Source organism: Flavobacterium sp. P1_E4, assembly GCF_056405915.1.
Genome location: NZ_JBFUBE010000016.1, coordinates 26,346 through 49,946 on the forward strand (window position 1 = coordinate 26,346; position 23,601 = coordinate 49,946).

A 23,601-nucleotide genomic window follows, 5' to 3' on the forward strand; every position below is an offset into this window, starting at 1 on the left:
AACACACATAAAATGATCAAGAGATTTTTATCAAAGGGACTTTTTGTTTTATCGCTATTAATGCTGATGAGTTGCACTAATAAAGGCAATTGCATCAAAAATATCATAGTAGGAACTCATGGTAACAACGAATTGAAGATTCAAATCGATGTTACCACAAGTACTGATGCAAAGGTATATGTAGAGTATTGGCGTGAAGCAACGGGAAATAAAGGTAAAATGGCTTCCTTGACAACATCTGGAGGAACAAAACATTCTTTGATTCTTTGTTCTATCAGACCAGAGACTAAGTACAACTATCAAGTTGTGACGATTCAGGGTGATGAAAAAAATACAAGTAAAGTTTATGCTTTCAAATCGAGACGATTGCCAGAATGGTTGCAAAAACAGTTCAAAGCCAATTGTCAAAAACCGGAACTTTTGCCCGAAAATTTCAAAAAAGGTTTCATGCTTTTAGCTAAAAGAGAAACTCCGGGCGTGGCTTATATAGTGGATTATAAAGGAAACTTGAGATGGTATCATACCGTAGAAGGAACTGGATTTAAAGTTACCTGTTTTACAGATGACCAAACGATTATTTCCATTCTTGGAAAAAATGATGAGCCAACGAGTTATGGTAGTGAGATTTTAGAAATTAATTTGCAAGGCGATACGCTAACACACATCAAAAAAGGTCAAGGCGATTTTAAACAAGTCATTCATCATGAAATTATAAAAAAATCGACCAACGAAATAGTAACCTTGTTTGTTGACGAAAGAATAACTGACTTATCTTCGATAGGCGGTAAAAAGAAAGATACCATTAACGGTGACGGAATTATTATTTTGGATAAAAAAGGAAAACAACTCTGGAAATGGAGTGTTTTTGATGATTTAGATCCAATGAAAGATAAAGCATTGTTGAAAACCAAAAAAGATTGGATGCATGCCAACAGTTTGAATTATGATAAAGACGGCAATTTTATTATTTCGTTTTACAATAACGGTCAAATTTGGAAAGTAGATGCTAAAACCGGAAAAGTAATCTGGAAAATAGGAAAGGGCGGAACAATGACAATGCCAGCCAATTGTAATTTCTCTCAAGCCCATGCGGCACATATTAATCAAGAGGGAAGTTTAATGTTTTTTGATAATGGAGTCGATAAAAAACAATCTTCTGTTTTTGCAATGAAAGTAGATGAAAAAGGCAATGCCATAAAACTAGATTACCAAGTGAAATTACCAAAAGAAATCTATAATGACAGAATGGGAAGTGCCTATATGATTGATAAAGAAACCATTTTATGTTGCTGTTCTAAAAGACACATAACTGTTCTGACTAATAAAAAAGGAGTATTACTTTGGGCCTTAGAATCCGAAATTCCTCCTTATAGAGTTAAGTTTATTCCAGAAGATAAACTCAAACCGTTTCTTTTTAACTAAAAAATAACCAAAAGGTAAGAGCTGTTTCAATTGGGGCAACTTTTAAATACCTGGATTTAATACCTTATAAGTATGAAAAAAATAGTTGTTGTAGGAATCCTTTTTGCTTTGCCAATAATGATTTTTAATTCTTGTAATTCTTCTTCGGCTAATACAGTTGTAAAAGAAGAGAAAAAAGATGAATCTTATATCACAATCGATACTTCAAAAATTCCAAATGATAAGTTTGGTGAATCGGTACGTTATGGAAGAGAGCTAATGCTAAGAACAGCATATTATATTGGTCCAGAAGGAATTAAAGGAAAATATTTGGGAAACAAAATGAATTGTACCAATTGCCATCAAGACGCGGGAACTAAGCCTTATGCTTTCAATTTGATGTCATCACATGATAATTATCCACAATATCGTGGGCGAGAAGATAAAGTACTCACGCTTGCTGAACGTGTAAACAATTGTGTTATGCGTCCGCATTCTGGAAAGCCATTACCATTGGACAGTGATGAAATGGTTGCTTTCTTATCTTATTTTAAATGGATTAGCAAATTTGTACCAAAAGACAGCGTCTTTAATGGAGCAAAAAACCTAAAAATTGAATTTCCGGAAGTAGCGGCAAGTCCTGAGAGAGGAAAAGTACTTTTTACTGAAAACTGCGCTCGTTGTCACGGAAATGATGGAGAAGGGAAATACAATGAAGACAAATCAGGATATGTTTACCCGCCTTTATGGGGAAAATATGCTTATCAACCCGGTTCAAGCATGCACAGAGTTATTAAACAAGCACAATGGTTAAAAGGAAATATGCCTTTTGATAAAGTAACTGTCGGTAAACCGTATTTGACAGATGCACAAGCACTCGATATTGCAGCTTATGTTAATGATGATTCTGTTCATACCAGACCAAACCCAAAAACATTAGACTATCCAGATCCAAAGGCAAAGGCAATAGATTATGCGCATGCGCCTTTTAGTGATCCTTTTACCGAAAAACAACATAGACTTGGACCTTTCAAACCAATTATTGAATATTGGAAAAAACAAGGTTGGGAGGCTATTTACTAAACGGTTTGATAAAATAATCTATTACTATTCTATACATTTTTTTGAAAAAATACAATCATGAAAAACAACTCAAAACAGAGATTTTTTATAAGTAACTTATTTGCACTTTGTCTTTTTATAGCTACTGGTGCTTTACGTGCACAAGAGTTAAAGTACACTGATGGAAACAACAGTTGGAATTCTAGTATACTAGGAAATCACCGTGCTGTAGTACAATTTACAGGTAGCGGAACAGTTGCCAAAACAACAATCGACTGGAGAAGAAGAGACGAAAACCCAGAGATGAAACAGATTATAGTTCAGGACGCAAAAACAGGTAAAGACATTCTTAATGTGAAGCCTGAAAATATAAATAGAGAATCGGGAACTGTTTTTTTTGAACCTGTTTCTGGTAAAGGAACTTATTATGTGTATTATTTGCCATACATAGATGAAGGTCCAGGCGTATACTATCCAAAAGGGGTTTATGTTAAAGCTAAAAATACTGCTGATGCCGCATGGTTGTCGAAAGTAAAAACCGATGTAAAGACGAATTGTAGTGTTTCGGAAATTCAAAGTATCAATGCTTTCAATAGTTTTTATCCTATGGAAGTAATTGCTACGGCAACGGAAACACAAAATCTAATTGCTCAAAATAATGGAAAAGCATTCTTGGTTTTCCCAGAAGATCGAATGAATTCTATCAGAATGCAAAAAGATTTACCAAAACGATGGATTGACAAGGGAATTCAAAATACTTTCACTGATACTGCATTAAAGGGTGAATATCTAGCTTTTCAATTGGGAGTTTATGCTTTGCAAGATTTAAGCAATGTAAAAATTACGTTTTCAGATTTAAAAAATGCAGCTGGAAAAATAATTTCAGCAAAAAATATAAGCTGTATCAATACAGATGGAATAAAATATGATGGTTCTGTTTTTTCAAGCAGTGTAAATGTTTCTAAAGGTAGAGTACAAGCGATGTGGTGCGGAATTGATGTTCCTGAAAGCACTGCAGCTGGAGATTATTTAGGTGAGGCTTTGGTTAGTTCTGGTGGTGCCACTCAAGCAGTTTCTCTTCATTTAGTGGTTAATGAAGGTGTAACTCATAATGGTGGCATTGACCAACCTGAGAAAATGACCCGATTAAAATGGTTGAATTCTACAATGGCGCAAGAAAACACAGTTATTGCACCATATACATCATTGGATGTAAAAGAAACAGAGATTTCATTGTTAGGAAGAAAAGTGCTTTTGAATAAAAATGGATTACCAACACAGATTCAAACTTTTTTCACACCCGAAATGACTTCAATTGGCACTAAAGCCAATAATATATTAGCCGCTCCTGCACAATTCCATTTAGTGGATAATGCTGGAAAAGAAATTAATAATTGGAAAAATACCAGTTTCAAATTTACAAAAAAAGAAGCAGGAACAGTTGCATGGGAAAGCACCAACACAGATACTGCTGTTGAGATGCAGGTAAACGGAACCCTTGAATTTGATGGGTTTTTATCATACACTGTTAAAATTACGGCTCTTGAAGATGTTACTTTCAACGATATCAATTTTCAAATGCCTTTACAATCTACATCAGCTAAATATTTGATGGGATTAGGTCAAAAAGGTGGAGAACGTCCTGAAACACTTAAATGGAAATGGGATGTTGCCAATAAAAATCAGGATGGTGCATGGATTGGAAATGTGAATTCTGGATTGCAGTTTTCTTTGAGAGATGAAAAATACAGCCGTCCTTTAAACACTAATTTCTATTTGCAAAAACCATTAATCTTGCCAGCTTCTTGGGGCAATGAAAACAAAGGAGGAATTGATATTGTTCCTAGCGGAAAAACGGTTTTGGTTAATGCTTACAGCGGAAACCGAACCATGAAAAAAGGCGATGTTTTGTACTATAATTTCAATTTGTTGATTACACCTTTTCACGCAATCAATACAGATTTCCAGTGGGATAGTAGATTTTATCACAGATATAATAATTTAGATACCATTGCAAAAACGGGAGCTACAATTGTGAATATTCATCACGCAACACCTATAAATCCATATATCAATTATCCTTTTATCGAACATGAAAAGATGAAAAATTATATTGATGAGGCACATAGTAAGGGATTAAAAGTAAAAATTTACAATACTATTAGAGAGCTTAGTAACAAAAGTTATGAGATACATGCTTTACGCAGTTTGGGGCATGAAATTTTCACTCCTGGTAAAGGTGGAGGATTTAATTGGTTGCAAGAGCATATTGGTGAAGATTATATTGCAGCATGGTTTGTTCCCGAAATTAAAGATGCAGCTATTGTTAACAGCGGTATGAACCGTTGGCACAATTATTATGTTGAAGGAATGAATTGGTTGGTTCAAAACGTAGGTATAGACGGTGTTTATCTTGATGATGTTGCTTTTGATAGAGTTACGATGAAGCGAGTTAAAAGGGTATTGACAAAAGACGGACATCCTGGAATAATTGATTTGCACAGTGCTAACCAATACAACAAAAGTGATGGGTTTAATAACAGTGCCAATTTATATATGGAGCATTTTCCATATCTAAATAAACTTTGGTTTGGTGAATATTTTGATTACGAAAAAAAACAACCTGACTTTTTCTTGACAGAAGTAAGTGGAATCCCTTTCGGACTTATGGGTGAAATGTTGCAAGATGGAGGTAACGCTTGGCGTGGAATGATTTATGGAATGACGAACAGAATGCCTTGGAGTGAAAATGCAGATCCAAGACCAATCTGGAAAGTATGGAATGATTTCGGCATCAAAGGTTCAGAAATGGTAGGGTATTGGAGCGATAATTGTCCAGTAAGAACTACTAATACCAAGGTATTGGCAACAGTTTATAAAAAGAAAGGTTCAGCATTAATCTCTATTGCAAGTTGGGCCGATGAGGATGTAAAAGTAAAACTGAACATAGACTGGAAAAAGTTAGGAATTGATCCTGCTAAAGCTAAAATAACGATTCCAGAAGTGAAGAATTTTCAATTAGCTCAGCAATTTTCTGCTAATTCGGAACTATCGGTTGCAAAAGGAAAAGGATTTCTGTTGATCGTTAATCAATAAGTCTTTTTAAATTAACTCGATTGGTTCTTTATTGGACTGACCTCAAATTATGCTTTGAAACATAAAAGGGAGACCAATAGAAAGATATAAATGACATAATGTATGAAATCGCCATGATCTAAAACACAAAGGAGAATGGCGATTACATACTACTTAACCTGTTAGTTATTGCCCGAATCCGTTAAAAAAAAATAAATATCTATCATGAAATTTAAATCAGGATTATTTCTTATATGTTTTATAAGTCAGTTTGCTGTCGCACAAAATAGTACGCCAACTATCAAAGTGTATAAAAAAGTTTTTACAACCTATCCTTTTTCGGATCCGGATCCTATTCCAAAACCAGACTCAAAAATCTATCCATATTATCGATTTGATGGCTTTACAGATAAGCCTGTACAGAAGGAATGGAAAGTGATAGAACTGGAGAACGATTATATTAAACTAACGATATTGCCAGAAGTTGGCGGTAAAGTTTGGTCAGCTATTGAGAAATCAACAGGAAAAGATTTTATTTATAACAATCATGTGATTAAATTCCGAGACATTGCTATGCGTGGACCTTGGACTAGCGGTGGTGTTGAAGGAAATTATGGAATTATTGGGCATACGCCAAATTGTGCCACACCGGTAGATTATATAACAATTACCAGAGAAGACGGTAGTGTAAGTTGCGTGATTGGAGTATTGGATTTGCTTACCCGAACTTCTTGGAAATTAGACATCAATTTGCCAAAGGATAAGGCTTATTTCACCACCAATTCTTTTTGGTATAATGATACTTCATTTGAGCAGCCTTACTATACTTGGATGAATACGGGAATTAAATCAGCCGGTAATTTACAATTTATTTACCCAGGCAAAAATTATCTTGGTCACGATGGTGAGTATAATTCATGGCCTATCAACAAGGAAAATGGGAAGGATCTTTCTTTTTACAACAATAACAATTTTGGAGGTTACAAATCATACCATGTGTTTGGGAAATACAGCGACTTTTTTGGAGGGTACTGGCATGACGAAGAATTCGGAATGGCTAGATACAGCAATCACGATGATAAGCCCGGAAAAAAAATATGGATTTGGGGTTTATCCCAACAAGGGATGATCTGGGAAAAATTATTGACGGACACAGACGGACAATATGTAGAAGTACAAAGCGGAAGATTATTCAATCAATCTGCTGAAAACAGTATGTATACCCCTTTTAAACATCGCTCTTTTTCACCGTATCAGTCGGATTCTTGGACAGAGTATTGGTTTCCAGTTAAACAAACCAAAGGATTTGTAAAAGCAAATAATTATGGTTCCGTAAATGTAAAAAACGAGGATGGCTGGTTGAAGATTTATTTTTCGCCATTGCAAAAGTTGAACGAAAAACTGGTTGTGTTTGATAATGGAAAAGTGGTGTATTCCAAGGATATTTCCGTTAAGCCGATGGAATTATTCAAAGACTCTATTCGTGTTTCCGTTGATGAAAATAAGTTAAAACTAGCAATCGGAGAGAATAAATTGGTTTGGAATTCGGCGCCAGAAGATGGAAATCTAAGTCGTCCATTAGAAATTCCAAAAGATTTCGACAATAATTCGGTATATGGTTTATACCTTCAAGGGAAAAACTACATCAGTTTTAAGGATTATATAAAAGCGGAGGAAAAGCTTATCGAATGTTTGAAAAAAGATCCAAATTATGCTCCTGCATTATCAGATATGGCATCTTTGCAAATCAGAAATTCTCAATATGCCGAGGCAGTTTTAACCGCTAGTAAGGCTTTGGCAATTAATACATATGATCCAGCTGCCAATTATTATTATGCGATGGCCAATTTGTATTTAGGAAACACAACCGACGCAAAAGACGGTTTTGATCTTGCCGCTTCGAGTGTTGAATATCGCAGTATTGCTTATACAGAATTAGGAAAACTTTACTTTTGTGAAAACGAAACAACCAAAGCAATTGAGTATGCTGAGAAAAGTTTATTGAACAATCAATATAATCTGGAAAGCATGCAATTGTTGGCTGTGATATATCGCTTGCAAAATGATACTACAAAATCAACTGAAATACTTAACAGAATTAACGCGGTCGATCCTTTGAATCATTTTGTTCGTTTTGAAAAATTTCTTTTAGAAGGTTCTGAAGCCTCAAAGCAACGTTTTACTTCGTTGATACAAAATGAAATGCCACAACAAACTTATCTGGAATTAGGAATGTGGTATTATCGATTAAATCGTAAGGAAGAGGTATCAAAAGCTTTTTCACTTGCTGTTCCAAATGCAGAACTATTGTATTGGAAAGCATTTTTGGAAAACAAAGCTCTAGATTTAAGTCAGATTCAACCTGGAATCAGTTTTCCATTTCGTGCTGAAACCGCCAATGTGTTAGAAAAATTGATTCCAACAAATAGTCAATGGCAATTAAAATACCATTTGGCATTGATTGAATGGAACCGAAATAATATAGCAAAGGCAAAAGAGTTGTTTCAGCAATGTGGCTCTAAACCAATGGATCCAGCTTTTTATGCGGCAAGAGCAGCATTGATGAAAGACAATCCAGAATTGGCTTTGATTGATCTTCAACAAGCCATTAAACTGGATAAACAAGGATGGAGATACTCTAAATTATTGACGGAACATTTTATCGTGCAAAAACAGTATGATAAAGCATTAGCAGTTGTAGAACCTTTTTACAAAGGACATAAGGAGAACTATATCATAGGAATGTTATATGCAAAAACACTGCTACTTACCAAAAAATATGCTGTTGCAGATGCGTTCTTAACCCAATTGAAAATCCTGCCTTTTGAAGGAGCCACGATTGGCCGACAATTGTATCATGAAGCCAAACTAATGCAGGCTGTAACGGAAATGAAAAATAAGCAATACAAAAAAGCATTGCAGTTTATCGCTGAAGCAAAGTTATGGCCAGAAAATTTGGGTGCGGGAAAACCGTATGAAGAAAACATTGACGAAAGATTAGAGAACTGGTTGAATTATATGTGTTACACGAGTCTTGGAGATAAGGCAACCGCTAATGAGTCATTACAAAAAATCATCATTTTTAGTCCAAAAGTGGATAATACGGTTATGAACTTTTTACCGGCAAATCAATTGGTTTCGGCATGGGCTATTGAAAAAACTGCTAATGCAAAAAAAGCAGAAGAATGGTTGCAGGCTCAGGCAAAAATGTATCCTTCGAATAAAATTATTCAATGGTGTTTGCAGACTTATACCAAAAAGCAATCCGTTAGTTTAACTGAGGATGAAAAAGATGGTGAAGTCAGAATTTTGGAAAAACTTTAAAAAAATAAACTAGCACAAAAAGTCTAATCATAACTAACATAAAAAAGGGTGATAGAATTACATCAATGTATGATTTAGCGTAATTTTATCATCAAAACAACCATCATAAACAAAATAAAAATGAACAAGCTTTTTTTAAAATGTACAGTTTTTAGCTTCATCGCACTGGTATCGGTAGAAATGAGTGCGCAAAATGCAAATAAAAACACAGACGAGCTAGCCGCTTATAGAGTTACTTCGCAAAAAGTAAACGATCTCGTAAATACAAAACTTGAAGTGTCATTTGATTATGGCAAGCGATATTTATACGGAAAAGAATGGCTTACTTTAACGCCTCATTTTTATGAAACAGATACGCTTACTTTGGATGCCAAAGGAATGGATTTTAAAGAAATTGCAATAATGGAAGGAACAAAAAAAGTCCCTTTAAAATACACTTACGACACGGAGCAACTCTTTATCACTCTAAACAGAAAATATAAAAGCACAGAGAAATACACCATTTATATTGATTATACTGCAAAACCAGATGAGTTAAAAGCAAAAGGAAGTGCTGCAATTACTGATGCAAAAGGATTGTATTTTATAAACCCAGATGGTAAAGAAGATAAACCAATTGAAATCTGGACACAAGGTGAAACAGAGGCATCATCTGCTTGGTTTCCTACTATTGATAAACCAAATCAAAAAACAACTTCTGAGATTTCGATGACTGTGGATGCTAAATACACAACCTTATCGAATGGAAAATTAGTTGCACAAAAAGCCAACAAAAACGGTACTCGTACAGACACTTGGAAGATGGATGTCCCTAATGCACCTTACTTGTTTATGATGGCAGTGGGAGATTTTAAAATATTTAAGGATTCCTATAATGGGAAAGAGGTTAGTTATTATTTAGAGCCTAAATATGCGCCTTATGCCAAACAAATTTTTGGTAAAACACCGGATATGATGAATTTTTTCAGCAAAATGTTAGGGGTTGAATATCCGTGGGTGAAATACGCTCAGATTGTAGCTAGAGACTATGTTTCTGGTGCAATGGAAAATACTTCGGCTACGCTACATGGTGAGTCTGTGCAAAATACAGAAAGAGAATTATTGGACTATAATGGAGAAAGCACTATTGCGCACGAACTTTTTCACCAGTGGTTTGGAGATTATGTAACTGCTGAATCTTGGTCTAATATTACGATGAACGAATCTTTTGCAACTTTTGGAGAAGTACTTTGGCATGGACATGATGCCGGACAAGATGCAGAAGACAGATCACGTTATGAAAAACTGCAAAATTATTTGGGTTCCAGCAAAAATGGAATGAGTCCAGTTTTGGCCCGTTTTCATTACAATGATAAAGAAGATTTGTTTGATAATATTAGCTATTCAAAAGGATCTATAATATTGTACGCTATAAAAAATCAGATGGGTGATGAAGCTTTCTTTAAATCTTTAAATCGTTATTTGACGATTAATGCTTTTAAGAGTGGAGAAACACATCAGTTACGATTAGCAATGGAGGAAGTGACCGGAATAGATTGGAGCCCTTATTTTAACCAATGGTACTATCAAGGAGGTAATCCGATTTTAGAAATTAAATATGGTTATGCTAATGGGAAAGCTACTATTTCTGTAAAGCAAACACAGGATAGTTCGGTACAATTGTTTAGTTTGCCTCTAAAAGTTGATTTTTATGTAAATGGAAATAAAATAAGAAAGAATATTTTAATTGAAAATAGAGAGCAAAATTTCAGTTTTGACGTAGCTGCTAAACCTGATTTTGTAGATATGGATGCAGATAAAATTTTGGTTGGTCAAATTATAGAAAACAAGAAAGCGGAAGATTATCTATATCAATACAAAAATGTACCATCGTATTTCAACAGAATTGAAGCAATAAAATTTGCACTTAAAGATAAAAGCCAGACTGCTCAGCAGATACTATTGGCAGGTTTAGGCGATCAGCAAGATGATTTAAGAACACTTAGTGTGAGAGGATTGGATTTAAACAATTATCAAACAAAAGATGCTGCATTGAAAAGCTTGCTTAACATAGCCAAAAATGATAAAAACACAACTGCTAGGGCTGCCGCAATTTTAAAATTGGCAACTACCGGTGATGCCGCTTATAAAGAATTAATGAATGAAAGTGTTAAAGAGCAGTCTTATAGAGTAATTGCCGCAGGTTTATCTGGATTGCTAAAATTCTCACATGAAGAAGGAAATAAAGCATTGGCATCATTGGATGAAGATACCAAAAAACATGTAACACCAATGATAAAAAAAATTGAAAGTATAAAATAGTTTTCATAATCCAAATTAAAATGAAATATTCAAAAGTTGTTTTTTCTTTCTTTTTTACGATTCTTATTAGTGTTATATCGACAGCACAGAATTCAAAAATTGAATTATCATTTCCTCTTGGAGGAAATGCATTTAGCTCTTTACATTTTGAAGAAAATCCAACAGTATCTAATAACGGAATAGAAAACTGGACTAATCCCAAAGAGTATTTCACAGCTTATTTTCGAATTTCGAAACCTGGAACATTTTCGATTGCTATAGATGAATCGGTTGTAGTTTCTGGAAAATCAGTTTTAGAATTTATTATCAAGAATTCATCGAAAAGAGTTACATACGACGAAACAAAAAAACAGTCTCTAATTGTTGGAAATTGGAAAATCTCGGATACAGGTTATGTTGCCATAAAAATAAAAGGAATAAGCAAGACAGCAAATGCTTTTCCTTCTATTCCGGCATTAACAATTAGTAGTTCTGATTTCAATGGGAAAATTGCACTAGTTCCTAATAATGAAGGAAATTTTTATCATTGGGGCAGACGTGGACCTTCAGTTCATTTAAATTACCAAGTGCCTGAAAATGTAAATGCCGAATGGTATTATAATGAAATAACTGTGCCAGTAGGTCAGGATATTATAGGTTCTTATTATATGGCAAATGGTTTTGGAGAAGGTTATTTTGGAATCCAAGTTAATTCTGATCATGAACGTAGAATTCTGTTTTCCGTTTGGAGTCCTTTTGAAACTGATAATCCAGAAAGTATTCCAGACTCTCAAAAAATTAAGTTATTGAAAAAAGGGAAAAACGTAACAACCGGGGAGTTCGGTAATGAAGGCTCTGGAGGACAAAGCTATTTGAGATACAATTGGATTGCTGGTAATACTTATAAATTTCTACTCCATGGTGCGCCCCAAAAAGATAATACTACTATTTATACAGCCTATTTTTTTGCTCCAGAATTGAATCAATGGCAGTTAATTGCGAGTTTTAATCGCCCGCAAACAAATACCTATTTGAAACGGTTTCATTCATTTTTAGAAAATTTTATTCCAGAACAAGGAGATATATCACGTAAAGTTTTATTTAGTAACCAATGGGTTTGCGATAATTTAGGAAATTGGATTGAAGTAAACTCTGCAAAATTTACAATTGATAATACTGGGAATAAAGGGTATCGCATGGATTATTCAGGAGGCTTGGATGAGAAATCATTCTATTTAAAAAACGGAGGTTTCTTTAATAATTACACTAAGAAGCAAATTATTTTCACAAGACCCTTGACTAGCAATAAGCCAAACATTGATTTTAAAAATTTACCATAACAGTTTTAGTCAATTTTGGAATAATTTTAATCAAGAAATATATTGTTGTACCTATTTTTTATAACTAATTAACATAATAATGAAATCTACTTTTTTTAAAAACATTCTGATTATTTGTTTTCTGTTAGGATGGATAGGGGCGTCTGCCCAAATGATAAAGACGGCTACGCCAAAACGTCCCAAAGGTCAAACAGATGTTTTGCGTTTGGCTTGTGCACCAATACCAACGGTTCGTGTTGCTTTTATTGGCTTAGGAATGCGTGGACCAGGGGCGGTTAAAAGAATGACAAATATTCCTGGAGTACAGGTTGTTGCTCTTTGCGATATGTTGGAAAAAAACACGAAATCGGCAAATCAGATTTTAGAAAAGGCAGGACTTCCTAAAGCGCAAGAATTTTTTGGTGATGAAAATGCCTGGCGTAAAGTAACTGCACTTCCTAATGTTGATCTTGTTTACGTGGCCACCGATTGGAAACATCATGCCCAGATTGGTGTTCAAGCGATGAAAGATGGAAAACACGTAGCTATAGAAGTGCCTAGCGCCATGACAATGGACGAAATTTGGGAACTAATCAATACTTCTGAAAAAACCAGAAAGCATTGTATGCAATTAGAGAACTGTGTTTATGACTTCTTTGAATTGACAACGCTGAATATGGCTCAACAGGGATTGTTTGGAGAAATTCTTCATGCCGAAGGTTCCTATATTCATAATCTTGAACCGTATTGGATGGATTACTGGAACAATTGGCGTTTGGATTACAACATAAAACATCGTGGAGACATTTATGCAACTCATGGAATGGGACCTGCTTGTCTAGCGTTGAATATCCACCGTGGCGATAAGATGAATTATTTGGTTTCAATGGATACCAAAAGCGTTGGTATTCCTGCTTTTATTAAAGAGAAAAAAGGTGAAGATTTAAAAGATTTTAGAAATGGAGACCATACTATGACAATGATTCGTACCGAGAACGGAAAAACGATTCAGATACAGCATGATGTGGCTAATCCGCGTCCGTACACTCGAATGTACCAATTAACAGGAACAAAAGGATTTGCCAATAAATATCCGGTAGAAGGATATGCTTTGGGAGCTGCAGCGGTTGGTCAAGATATTACTCCGGATTACCAAAAATTGGATGCTGAAGAATATGTGTCTGAAGAGGTTAAAAAAGCATTAATGATTAAATATAAACATCCTATCGTAAAGGGAATCGAAGAAAAAGCCAGGCAAGTTGGAGGTCATGGAGGAATGGATTATATAATGGATTACCGTTTGATTTATTGTCTTCAAAAGGGACTTCCATTGGATATGGACGTATATGATTTGGCCGAATGGTCCTGCTTAGGTCCATTGACCGAAATATCTCTTGACAATGATTCTGCTCCTGTACAAATTCCCGATTTTACTCGCGGGGGATGGAACAAATTAAAAATAGTGGAGTTTTCTAATTAAAAAAAAACATTACGAACAAATCAATACTGTGGAGGCTAAAAGACGCTTTAATTCTTCGGCATTTATTTCTGGAATCATATTCGGAATAAGTCTTGCAGAAGAAATTACATAATGTAGAAAATGATCAAAATTAAAGTAAGGGTCTTCAATTTTCATTGGTAATGTTGCTACAAATTCTTTAGAATGCCCCATTATTGTCAATGTTCTTATGGCTTTTTCTTTACTCTTAGGAATTATAAAACGCATTGGCAATTTTTTAAATTTAGGGAGTGCCTAAAAGCCGAATTGTCAATTATGAAAAGTACAAAATTCAAAACAAAGTAAGGTGTTTCGTAAGTTTATTTCCCGATACAAAAGTTAGCAAATATATTTCCCAATAATTCGTCATTCGTGACTTGGCCTGTGATCATTCCGAACTGATACAGCGCTTCTTTAATGTCAAGTGCCATGAGGTCACTGGAAAGATTTGTTTCAAGTCCGTATTTCACTTTCTGAATTTCGTCCAGAGCTTTGAGTAGCGAATCGTAATGTCTAGTATTAGTAACGATGGTTTCGTTATTGCGTAATGCGCCAGTGTTTACAAAAGATAGAAGTTGATTTTTAAGTTCATCAACTCCCAGTTTCTCTTTGGCAGAAATGTAAATGGTTATTGGTTGTTGGTTGTTTGTTGCTAATTTTGCATCTATTGTATCTATCACTTCTTTAGAAAGTAAGTCTTTTTTATTGATTATAACCAAAATAGGTTTTTGTGGGTATTGATTTTGTGTTTTGTTAATTTCTACAAGTAAGTTGTCCAGTTTTCCATCAACTGATAACTGACAACCATCAACTAAATACAAAACAACCTGAGCTTGCTCTATTTTTTCGAACGTCTTTTTAATTCCAATACTTTCAACCACATCTGCCGTTTCGCGTATTCCAGCTGTATCGATGAATCTAAAACCGATACCGCCTATTACCAATTCGTCTTCAATCGTATCACGGGTAGTTCCGGCAATTTCTGAAACAATGGCGCGTTCCTCGTTCAGTAAAGCATTCAATAGCGTTGATTTTCCCACATTGGGTTCACCCACAATAGCCACTGGAATTCCGTTTTTAATAACATTCCCAACGGCAAATGAATCAATTAATCGCTTGAGGACAAATTCAATTCGGTTCAATAATTCGTGGAATTGGGTTCTGTCGGCAAATTCAACGTCTTCTTCGGCAAAGTCCAATTCAAGTTCAATGAGCGAGGCAAAATTCAAGAGTTCTTCACGCAGTTTGGCAATCTCATTGGAGAAACCACCACGCATTTGCTGCATCGCAATTTGGTGCGAGGCTTCATTGTCAGACGAAATCAAATCAGCTACGGCCTCGGCTTGTGACAAATCCAGTTTTCCGTTCAGGAAAGCTCTAAGTGTAAACTCCCCAGCATCTGCCATTCTACATCCTTTTCGCAATAATAACTGAATAATTTGCTGCTGAATATAGGTGGAACCGTGACACGAAATCTCAATGGTATTTTCACCCGTGTAAGAATTGGGTCCTTTGAAAACAGAGACCAAAACCTCGTCAAGTGTTTTTTTGTCATCAACAATATGCCCCAAATGAAGTGTATGTGATTTTTGCTGTCTTAAATCTTTGTTTTTTATGGATCGAAAAACCGAGTGTCCTATAGCAATGGCATCTTCGCCAGAAATTCGAATTACGGCAATGGCACCCGCTCCCGAAGGAGTGGCTAAGGCAACTATTGAATCGTTTTGGATCATAACAAAAAATTTATGCAAAAGTAAGCAAAACTTACTACCCTACAAGTCTTCGGAATCAATGCATTTTATGTTATTTTTTTATTAATATGGAATCAAAATGACAATTATCATGCTTTCTTTTTAGAAGTTTTGTAACTTTATATACATTATTGATATTCAGTAAATTAATAGCCATATGAAAAAAATATTGTTCCCTACAGATTTTTCAGAAGTTTCAAAAAACGCCTTTATTTACGCTTTAAAACTAGCCGATGCCATAGATGCCGAAATTATTACTTTGCACGTGTATGAATTAGATTCGCCAGCTTATTTAGATGTTTCTATCTACTTACAGGATATTTATGAATATGAAGAGTTAAGTGATTTTGAAAATTACAAAGACGAAGTTCCTATTTTGCGAAAAATAGCAGCAGAAAATAATCTGGGGCATATAAAACTGAGCAACGTTCTCATACAAGGTTATTTAGTGAAAGAGGTAGTCAATATTTCCAAAAAGGAAAACATAGATTTTATTGTCATGGGAACCAAAGGTGTGACTCATTTGCGGGAAGTGTTTTTAGGGACTGTGGCCACAAAAATAATGAATGAATGTAATGGTATAGTTTTAGCCATTCCGGAAAAATGCAATTATGCACCTATTGAAAAAATATTGTTTAACACAAGATATCACATGGAGGATATTGAACCCCTAAAAAAAGTGGTGGCTTTGGCCAATGTCTTTCAATCACATGTAGATTGTCTGAACGTGAAACCCCCTCACACTGTCTATAAAGATGATTTTGTGGTCGATTTTAAGAACATTTTCAAAGACCAGAACATTACTTTTCATTCCGTTTTAGGGAATGATATAGAAGGAGAAATTTTAAACTTTATTGAACAAAATAAAATAAATATGGTAGCAATTCATGAGCGTCACAGAGGTTTCTTCGAAAAAATTTTCCAGGTAAGTCTTAGCAAAAAACTGACGTTTCATATTAACATTCCAATTTTGTCAGTTCATTAAGTCTACAGATTTTGAAATAATTTGGGCGTGCCCCAGTTGAGCAAAGGGGCTTATGTATAGAGCCGCTTATAAGCCCCTTTGCTCAACTGGGTCGGGCTATCCGGGCTACTTTGGTAGCTTCCTTTTATCCCTCACGCGCAACCTGCAAAACAACAAATAACCATATATAAGAAAAGAACTTGTGGTTAGTTTTGCAAGAGTATTGAATTAGTAAACAGAATCGTTTATAAAAAAATTAAACCTTTAATTCATATAGAAATGAAAAAGATTTTATTCCCCACCGATTTTTCTGAAGTCGCCAATAATGCTTTTATCCATGCATTAGAATTTGCAAAAATTGTAAATGGAGAACTGTTGTTATTGCATACTTTCGAATTGCCTATTGTCGACAATCAATTTATTCCAGACAACTATTATAATATTTTTGATTCTTTACAATTGGCACAATTTGACATGTTCAAAGAAGAAATTCCTAAACTCCGTGAACTGGCCAAGAAAAGAAACTTGGATAATATTAAATTAAGTCACAAACTCATGGATGGTGATTTAATTTATGCGATCAAGAAAGTTGTCAAAGAAGAAAACATAAATTTTGTTGTAATGGGAACTTCTGGTGCGACAGGTTGGGAATCTTTTTTCATTGGTTCTAATACAGGGGCCGTTGTTACAGCTGTTGATGTTCCTGTTCTTAGCATACCTGCTGAAGCCCAATTTGAAAAGATTAAAATCATTGGTTTTACAACCCGATTTAGAGATAAAGACAAAGCACCATTAAAACAAGTCATCAAAATTGCCAAAAAAACATTTGCCGTCGTAAAATGTTTGTATGTGAAAACCAGTAAGTCTGATGTTTCTGAAGAAACGATAAATCAATGGAAAACAGAATTCGAAAATGAACCCGTTAAGTTTTCCGTTATAAATAGCGATCTCGTTAAAGAAACAATTTTGGATTTTACATCCCATAAAAATATTGATATTTTGGCTATGATAACTCATAAACGAAATTTCTTCTCCGAATTGTTTCGTCCAAGCCTGACACAAAAATTATCTAATATTTCAATTGTGCCCGTATTGGCAATGCACGAAGAGGAGTGATTTTAGATTAAAGATTTGAAAATTTAGACTGTTATTGAAATTAGCATTGTTATTGTCATTGCCATTGAAATAGACTTTCCCTACATTTGTGTATCATTAAAACAAACGATGGAAATATACAAAAGCAATAGCCAAAATTATACAGAGGAGTTAAAGGCAATCAATAAGAAATATAATAGTATTAGTTTTATAAGACTTACAAGCGTTTTGCTTTTTTTAGGAAGCTTATTTTATTACATAAAAACCAGTGAATCAATATTTGCCATTTCGGCAGTTATACTGTTTGCTGGTTTTATTGTTTTGATGCGAATCCACTCGAAACTGTCTTTTCAGAAAAAGATAAAAAATGCTTTGGTTGAAATTAACCAAAACGAAATAACCTATTTGGAACGAAAATCAATTCCTTTTGAAAACGGCTTAGAATTCAATGATTTTCAGCATCCGTATGCTTATGATTTGGATATTTTTGGAGAACATTCGTTATTTCAAAACTTAAATAGAACTGCTACTTTTATTGGTAAAAAAACCTTGGCCAAACAATTATTGACACTTTTTCCAAATGATGAAATACTAAAGAATCATGAAGCAGTTAAGGAATTAAAAGAGAAGTTAAACTGGCGTCAAGAGTTTTTGGCTGTTGCCAAAGTTGGACAGGATAATGAAACATTTTATAAAACCTTATTACAATGGAGTGTCTTTAATAGCAGGCCTTTGTCAAAAGTAGCTGTGTTTATTTCCTATTTGTTTCCTGCACTGCTTTTAAGTAGCTTTTTGGGGTATTTAATAACTTCAAATATTGTTTTTCTTTCTTATTTTTCATTTTTGTTTGTTTGCAATTTGACCATTTTGGGTTATTTCGTAAAACGTATCAAAATGGAAATTGCTCAGGAGGATAATATCAATGTGATTATAAGTCAATATAGTTTATTGGTACAAAAAATTGAAAATGAAAGCTTTCAGTCTGAAAAATTAATTGCTTTGCAGCAAAAACTGAACTTCCAAAACGAGAAAGCTAGTGTTCATCTTGAGCAATTGGCCGAGTTATTTTCTAAAATGGATAGCATTGGAAATTTTGTAACAGCTCTATTGTTCAATGGAACTTTTCTTTTTAATGTACACGTCTTGAAATCAATGATAGCTTGGAAAAAACAACATGCTGTAGTATTGGAAGAATGGCTGGAAGTAATAGGAGAATTTGAAATGCTGAACAGTTTAGCCAATTTCTCGTATAATAATCCTGAATTTGTGTACCCAAAATTAAATTCCAATTACGAGATTGATTTTACCGATTTAAGCCATCCTTTATTGAATCCGAACTCAAGAGTAGGGAATGAGGTTAAATTTCACCCGCAATCGTTTATGATTCTGACTGGTTCCAATATGTCTGGAAAAAGTACTTTTCTGCGTAGTTTAGGAGTAAATATGGTACTTACGGGAATGGGGTCCCCAGTTTGTGCAAGTAATGCAAAAGTTCATCCTTTGCCTGTTTTAGTCTCTATGCGACTCTCGGATTCGTTATCTGACAGTGAGTCATATTTCTTTGCCGAAATCAAGCGCTTGAAGCAAATAATGGACGAATTGGAAACGAATCCTGCTTTTGTTCTTTTGGATGAAATTTTGCGAGGTACCAACTCCGATGATAAACGAAATGGAACAATTGAAGTAGTCAAAAAAGTAATTGCCAAAAAAGCAATTGGAGCAATAGCCACACACGATATAGAGGTTTGTTTGACCACAAATGAGTTTCCAGATATTCTTACTAACAAATGCTTTGAAGTTGAAATCAGCAATAACGAATTACATTTTGATTACAAACTTCGTGACGGTATTTGTAAAAACAAAAGTGCTACTTTCCTAATGCAAAAAATGGGTGTTATTTAGCACACTGTAAGTCTTTGCGAGGTACGAAGCAATCTCACTACTGCGCGTAAAGTAAATCAATTAGAATAGACATTCGATATGAGATTGCTTCGTACCTCGCAAAGACATAACAATTTTGCAAGTTTTTGAGTTTAGACCAAAAAAAAACCAAAACTCTGGTTAGGAATTATGGTCTTTTCAAATATAAAAATGGTTTTGGTTAGTTTAGTATTTTGAAGTAACTAGCTGTTTAACATTACTGGCATCACAAGCATTGTTACTGTTTCGCCTTCTTCTAGTCCATCTATTGGAGTTAGGATTCCGGCTCTGTTTGGTAATGACATTTCGAGCATAATCATGTCTGATTGTAGGTTGTTCAACATTTCGGTCAAGAAACGAGAATTGAAACCTATTTGCATATCGTCTCCTTGATAATCACAAGTCAATCTTTCTTCTGCTTTGTTAGAGTAGTCGATATCTTCTGCAGAAATGTTCAATTCTGCTCCTGCAACTTTCAAACGAATTTGGTGTGTTGTTTTGTTAGAGAAAATAGCAACACGACGTACTGAACTCAAGAATTGAGAACGATCCATCATCAACTTGTTTGGATTTTCTTTTGGGATAACCGCTTCATAATTCGGGTATTTTCCATCGATTAAACGACATAATAAAATGTAGTTGTCGAAAGAGAAAGTAGCATTCGAATCGTTGTATTCTATTTTTACTTCAGCATCTGAGCTGCTTAGGATACTTTTTAAAATATTCAAAGGTTTCTTTGGCATAATAAACTCAGCCACTTGAGATGCTTTTACATCAGAGCGAGCGTATTTTACTAATTTGTGAGCATCAGTTGCCACAAAAATCAAACCTTCTGGAGAAAACTGGAAGAAAACCCCAGACATTACCGGACGTAAATCGTCGTTTCCTGCTGCGAAGATAGTTTTGCTGACAGCAGTTGCCAAAACATCAGCAGGTACTAGAGTTACCGATGGGTTGTCTAAGTTTACTGATTTTGGGAATTCTTCTCCTGGAGCATATGCCAAAGCATATTTTCCTGAGTTCGAACTAATTTCTATAGTGCTGTTTTCTTCAACTGTAAAAGTTAAGGGTTGCTCCGGAAAGGTTTTAAGGATTTCCAATAATAATTTTGCAGGTACTGCAACACTTCCTTTACTTTTTGAGTCGATGGCCAATGTAGCAGACATAGTAGTCTCCAAATCGGATGCCGAAACAGTTAATTCGTTATTATTTAATTCAAATAAGAAGTTATCCAAGATTGGCAAAGTGTTGTTACTGTTGATAACGCTACCTAAAACTTGTAATTGTTTTAATAAGTACGAACTCGATACTATAAATTTCATCTGTATTGTTTTGTTTTTAATGGTGTGCTTTTTCTGAATTAAAATTTAGAATACACTTTACAAATATATTGTAAACTATTCTAGTATTGCAAATTTTTTATTAACATCTATTTGCTGTATTTCCTTTTCCTTAAGAACGTAAATCCGAGTCCAAACAAGAGCAAAATTAAGATTGGAAGCCCGATAGTTATGAATTGGGTAAAGGTATAGTTTTCATACACTTTTTCTTTATCTAACAAAGGCAAATCAAGATCTTTGCTTCGAATGTTAATAAGTCCGGTATCATCCAATAGATAATTGACACAATTCATCATAAAATCTTTGTTGTCGTATAAATTCCCAGATCGTTGGTCGTAGCCCAATTCTACAGGTTGTCCTGTCTTATCCAATTGATTTTTTATAATATCTCCATCCGAAATTACAATCATTTTGCTTTCTGTTCCTTTGGCTTGAAATGATTTTTCTTCAAAAGGCAAAATGCGATTCTCAAACATGGAATGAAAAGAACCTTCCAATAAAACGGCCATTGGAATATTTCCTTTATTGAGGTAATCTGCTGGCGAAGTCTGCTCGGAAACCATGTTAAGGCTGATTTCTACAGGAGTTCCTATCTTTTTGGAATAAGGAGAAGATTGTAATAAAACTGTTTTCTTAATTCCGTTTTTCAAAGTGTCCATTGCATTGGCAAAATCAAATTTGATGCCTCCCAGATTTTTCACAATCGGATGTTTGCTGATAGGATATACCTGAGGCGCAAATTTCCAGTTGAAATCCTGATATTGTGTTCCGCTTCCTTGTTCTCCACTGGCAAGTTTTATAGGACTTCCTTGTTCGTCTTTAACCAAGTCTGGATTGATACGAACTCCATATTTGAAGAGCATATCATTTAGATTTAAGTCTTTTGGAAATGCTAATGTAGCTCCCGAAGGATTGTAAAGACTGTCCATTTCGGCATTGACTTGATCTATCAACCAAAGGGTTTTTCCTCCGTGCATGATGAATTGATCCAAGACTAGTTTTTCTTCATCGGTAAAAGCTTCTGTTGGCTTCGCAATGACAGCCAAATCATAATTTTGCAACGATTTTAATGTGCCTTCTGGATTTTTGGCAACCGAATCCAAAGTGAATGGTCCAATGAAATAACTTTCGCGCACTTGCATCAAAAATTTAGCAATATGACGCTCCTGAAGCTCGCCGTTTCCTTTTATGATGGCAACTTTCTTTTGTTTGTCTTTGGAAATTTTATTGATTCCATCCGAAATAGAATATTCAAGATGTTGAACAGATCCAATCACTTTTTGTGTGGTAGAAGCTCCCATAATGTTTTTCAACAATGGAATATTCACTTCTTTGTTATTGTAAACAGCAATTGCCCAAGGGAAAACCATTGATTGTGACTGTTTTCCTTTGTCATCAACAGTGATATTTATTGGAGTTAAGCCTTTTCTATACAATTCTTTGATATTGTCCATACTTTCGTCTTTGTTCTCCAATGGATCTACAAATTCGATGATAATATTAGAATTGTACGCTTGAAATTCTTCCAATAGTTGTTTGGATTCCAATTGCAGTCGCTTGAATTCTGCAGGCAATTCTCCTTGCAAATACACTTTTATAGATAATGGATTCTTTACATCTTTAAGAATCTTTAAAGTAGTAGGGGATAGGGTATAACGATGGTCTTGGGTTAAATCAAAACGATGGAAAAAGAAATTACCAATGATATTTAAAAGAAATACTACCGCAACAGTGATCAATAAGGATTTGGCGTTTTTTATATTGAATGCTTTCATTACGATTTAATAGATTTTAAATTAAAGACTGTGAAAGAAAGGAAAAGAACTGCAATGCTAATAAAATAGATTACATCTCTAGTGTCTATAACGCCTCGACTCATACTCTTGTAATGATCTTGCATTCCGAAATATGAAATAAAAGAAGAAAAACTTGGTAAAATTGAAGCCAATCCCTCAAAACCAAAATAGAAGAAGAAGCATAGGAAAACGGCAATAATAAAGGATACAATCTGATTTTCTGAAATTGAAGAAGTAAATATTCCTATTGCAGAATAAGCGGCGATTAAAAACAGCAATCCGAAATAAGAACCAAGAGTACTTCCTAAATCTAAATTTCCTTCTGGTGAGCCCAAATTCCAAATCACTTCCACATAAATAAAGGTAGGAATGATGGCCATTACAATTAATAGAAAAGCACCCAAGAATTTTCCGTTAACAATCTCCCAAAGACTGATGGGTTTTGTAAGTAATAATTCAAGTGTTCCCTGTTTCTTTTCATCCGAAAAACTGCGCATGGTTACCGCAGGAATCAAGAAGATTAGAATCCATGGAGCCAAAGTGAAAAATGGTGTTAAATCGGCAAAACCGGTGTTTAGAATATTGTAATCACCTTCGAAAACCCAAAGGAATAATCCGTTTCCAATTAAGAAAAGGGCAATTACCAAATACCCGATTGGTGAACCAAAAAAGGATTTTATTTCGCGAAATACGATTGACTTCATTTATTTTTTTGTTTAATCATTTATTTGCCACAAAGGCGCAAATATACTAAGTTTTTTAATCTGAAATTTGCA

15 protein-coding genes are annotated in these 23,601 nt (G+C 34.6%); 10 read left to right on the forward strand and 5 right to left on the reverse strand.

Going from position 1 to position 23,601, the window contains the following annotated elements:
• Window positions 1–12 precede the first annotated feature (12 nt).
• The 7 genes from AC1DY0_RS14235 (at window position 13) to AC1DY0_RS14265 (ending at window position 13,941) form a co-directional block, all read left to right on the forward strand.
• Complete coding sequence (locus AC1DY0_RS14235; RefSeq protein ID WP_477189252.1) at window positions 13–1,422, forward strand: aryl-sulfate sulfotransferase; 1,410 nt, start codon at window positions 13–15, stop codon at window positions 1,420–1,422.
• Window positions 1,423–1,494: 72 nt separating this feature from the next.
• Entirely contained in the window at window positions 1,495–2,484 is a 990-nt protein-coding gene (locus tag AC1DY0_RS14240; protein WP_477189253.1) for a c-type cytochrome, read from the forward strand.
• 57 nt (window positions 2,485–2,541) lie between these two features.
• A complete protein-coding gene (locus tag AC1DY0_RS14245; protein WP_477189254.1) occupies window positions 2,542–5,559 on the forward strand; it encodes a glycoside hydrolase domain-containing protein in 3,018 nt (1,005 codons plus the stop codon).
• Window positions 5,560–5,763: 204 nt separating this feature from the next.
• Entirely contained in the window at window positions 5,764–8,862 is a 3,099-nt protein-coding gene (locus AC1DY0_RS14250) for a DUF5107 domain-containing protein (RefSeq protein WP_477189255.1), read from the forward strand.
• A gap of 120 nt (window positions 8,863–8,982) precedes the next feature.
• On the forward strand, window positions 8,983–11,163 hold the full coding sequence (locus AC1DY0_RS14255; protein ID WP_477189256.1) for a M1 family metallopeptidase: 2,181 nt from the start codon (window positions 8,983–8,985) through the stop codon (window positions 11,161–11,163).
• Between the two features lie 20 nt (window positions 11,164–11,183).
• Window positions 11,184–12,482, forward strand: a complete 1,299-nt coding sequence (locus AC1DY0_RS14260; RefSeq protein WP_477189257.1) for a DUF3472 domain-containing protein — start codon at window positions 11,184–11,186, stop codon at window positions 12,480–12,482.
• 79 nt (window positions 12,483–12,561) lie between these two features.
• Window positions 12,562–13,941 (forward strand): Gfo/Idh/MocA family protein, encoded by a 1,380-nt coding sequence (locus AC1DY0_RS14265; RefSeq protein ID WP_477189258.1) that lies wholly within the window; start codon window positions 12,562–12,564, stop codon window positions 13,939–13,941.
• A 9-nt stretch (window positions 13,942–13,950) separates the two neighbouring features.
• Here AC1DY0_RS14265 and AC1DY0_RS14270 read toward each other — a convergent pair whose 3' ends face one another.
• The gene (locus tag AC1DY0_RS14270) at window positions 13,951–14,187 is read right to left on the reverse strand and encodes a hypothetical protein (RefSeq protein WP_477189259.1); all 237 of its coding nucleotides are present in this window, start codon (window positions 14,185–14,187) and stop codon (window positions 13,951–13,953) included.
• 92 nt (window positions 14,188–14,279) lie between these two features.
• The gene (mnmE, locus tag AC1DY0_RS14275; RefSeq protein WP_477189260.1) at window positions 14,280–15,692 is read right to left on the reverse strand and encodes a tRNA uridine-5-carboxymethylaminomethyl(34) synthesis GTPase MnmE; all 1,413 of its coding nucleotides are present in this window, start codon (window positions 15,690–15,692) and stop codon (window positions 14,280–14,282) included.
• Window positions 15,693–15,867: 175 nt separating this feature from the next.
• On the opposite strand from mnmE, the gene AC1DY0_RS14280 reads away from it, so the two are divergent.
• From AC1DY0_RS14280 to AC1DY0_RS14290, 3 genes are all read left to right on the forward strand, one after another.
• Entirely contained in the window at window positions 15,868–16,695 is an 828-nt protein-coding gene (locus tag AC1DY0_RS14280) for a universal stress protein (protein WP_477189261.1), read from the forward strand.
• 258 nt (window positions 16,696–16,953) lie between these two features.
• Window positions 16,954–17,790 (forward strand): universal stress protein, encoded by an 837-nt coding sequence (locus AC1DY0_RS14285; protein ID WP_477189262.1) that lies wholly within the window; start codon window positions 16,954–16,956, stop codon window positions 17,788–17,790.
• Window positions 17,791–17,898: 108 nt separating this feature from the next.
• The gene (locus AC1DY0_RS14290; RefSeq protein ID WP_477189263.1) at window positions 17,899–19,671 is read left to right on the forward strand and encodes a MutS-related protein; all 1,773 of its coding nucleotides are present in this window, start codon (window positions 17,899–17,901) and stop codon (window positions 19,669–19,671) included.
• 221 nt (window positions 19,672–19,892) lie between these two features.
• On the opposite strand, the gene dnaN is transcribed toward AC1DY0_RS14290, so the two are convergent.
• The 3 genes from dnaN to gldF form a co-directional block, all read right to left on the reverse strand.
• The gene (dnaN, locus tag AC1DY0_RS14295; RefSeq protein WP_326400158.1) at window positions 19,893–21,011 is read right to left on the reverse strand and encodes a DNA polymerase III subunit beta; all 1,119 of its coding nucleotides are present in this window, start codon (window positions 21,009–21,011) and stop codon (window positions 19,893–19,895) included.
• 107 nt (window positions 21,012–21,118) lie between these two features.
• Window positions 21,119–22,804 (reverse strand): gliding motility-associated ABC transporter substrate-binding protein GldG, encoded by a 1,686-nt coding sequence (gene gldG, locus AC1DY0_RS14300; RefSeq protein WP_477189264.1) that lies wholly within the window; start codon window positions 22,802–22,804, stop codon window positions 21,119–21,121.
• The gene (gene gldF, locus AC1DY0_RS14305; protein WP_477189265.1) at window positions 22,804–23,529 is read right to left on the reverse strand and encodes a gliding motility-associated ABC transporter permease subunit GldF; all 726 of its coding nucleotides are present in this window, start codon (window positions 23,527–23,529) and stop codon (window positions 22,804–22,806) included. The genes gldG and gldF overlap by 1 nt, the downstream gene beginning before the upstream one ends.
• Window positions 23,530–23,601 lie beyond the last annotated feature (72 nt).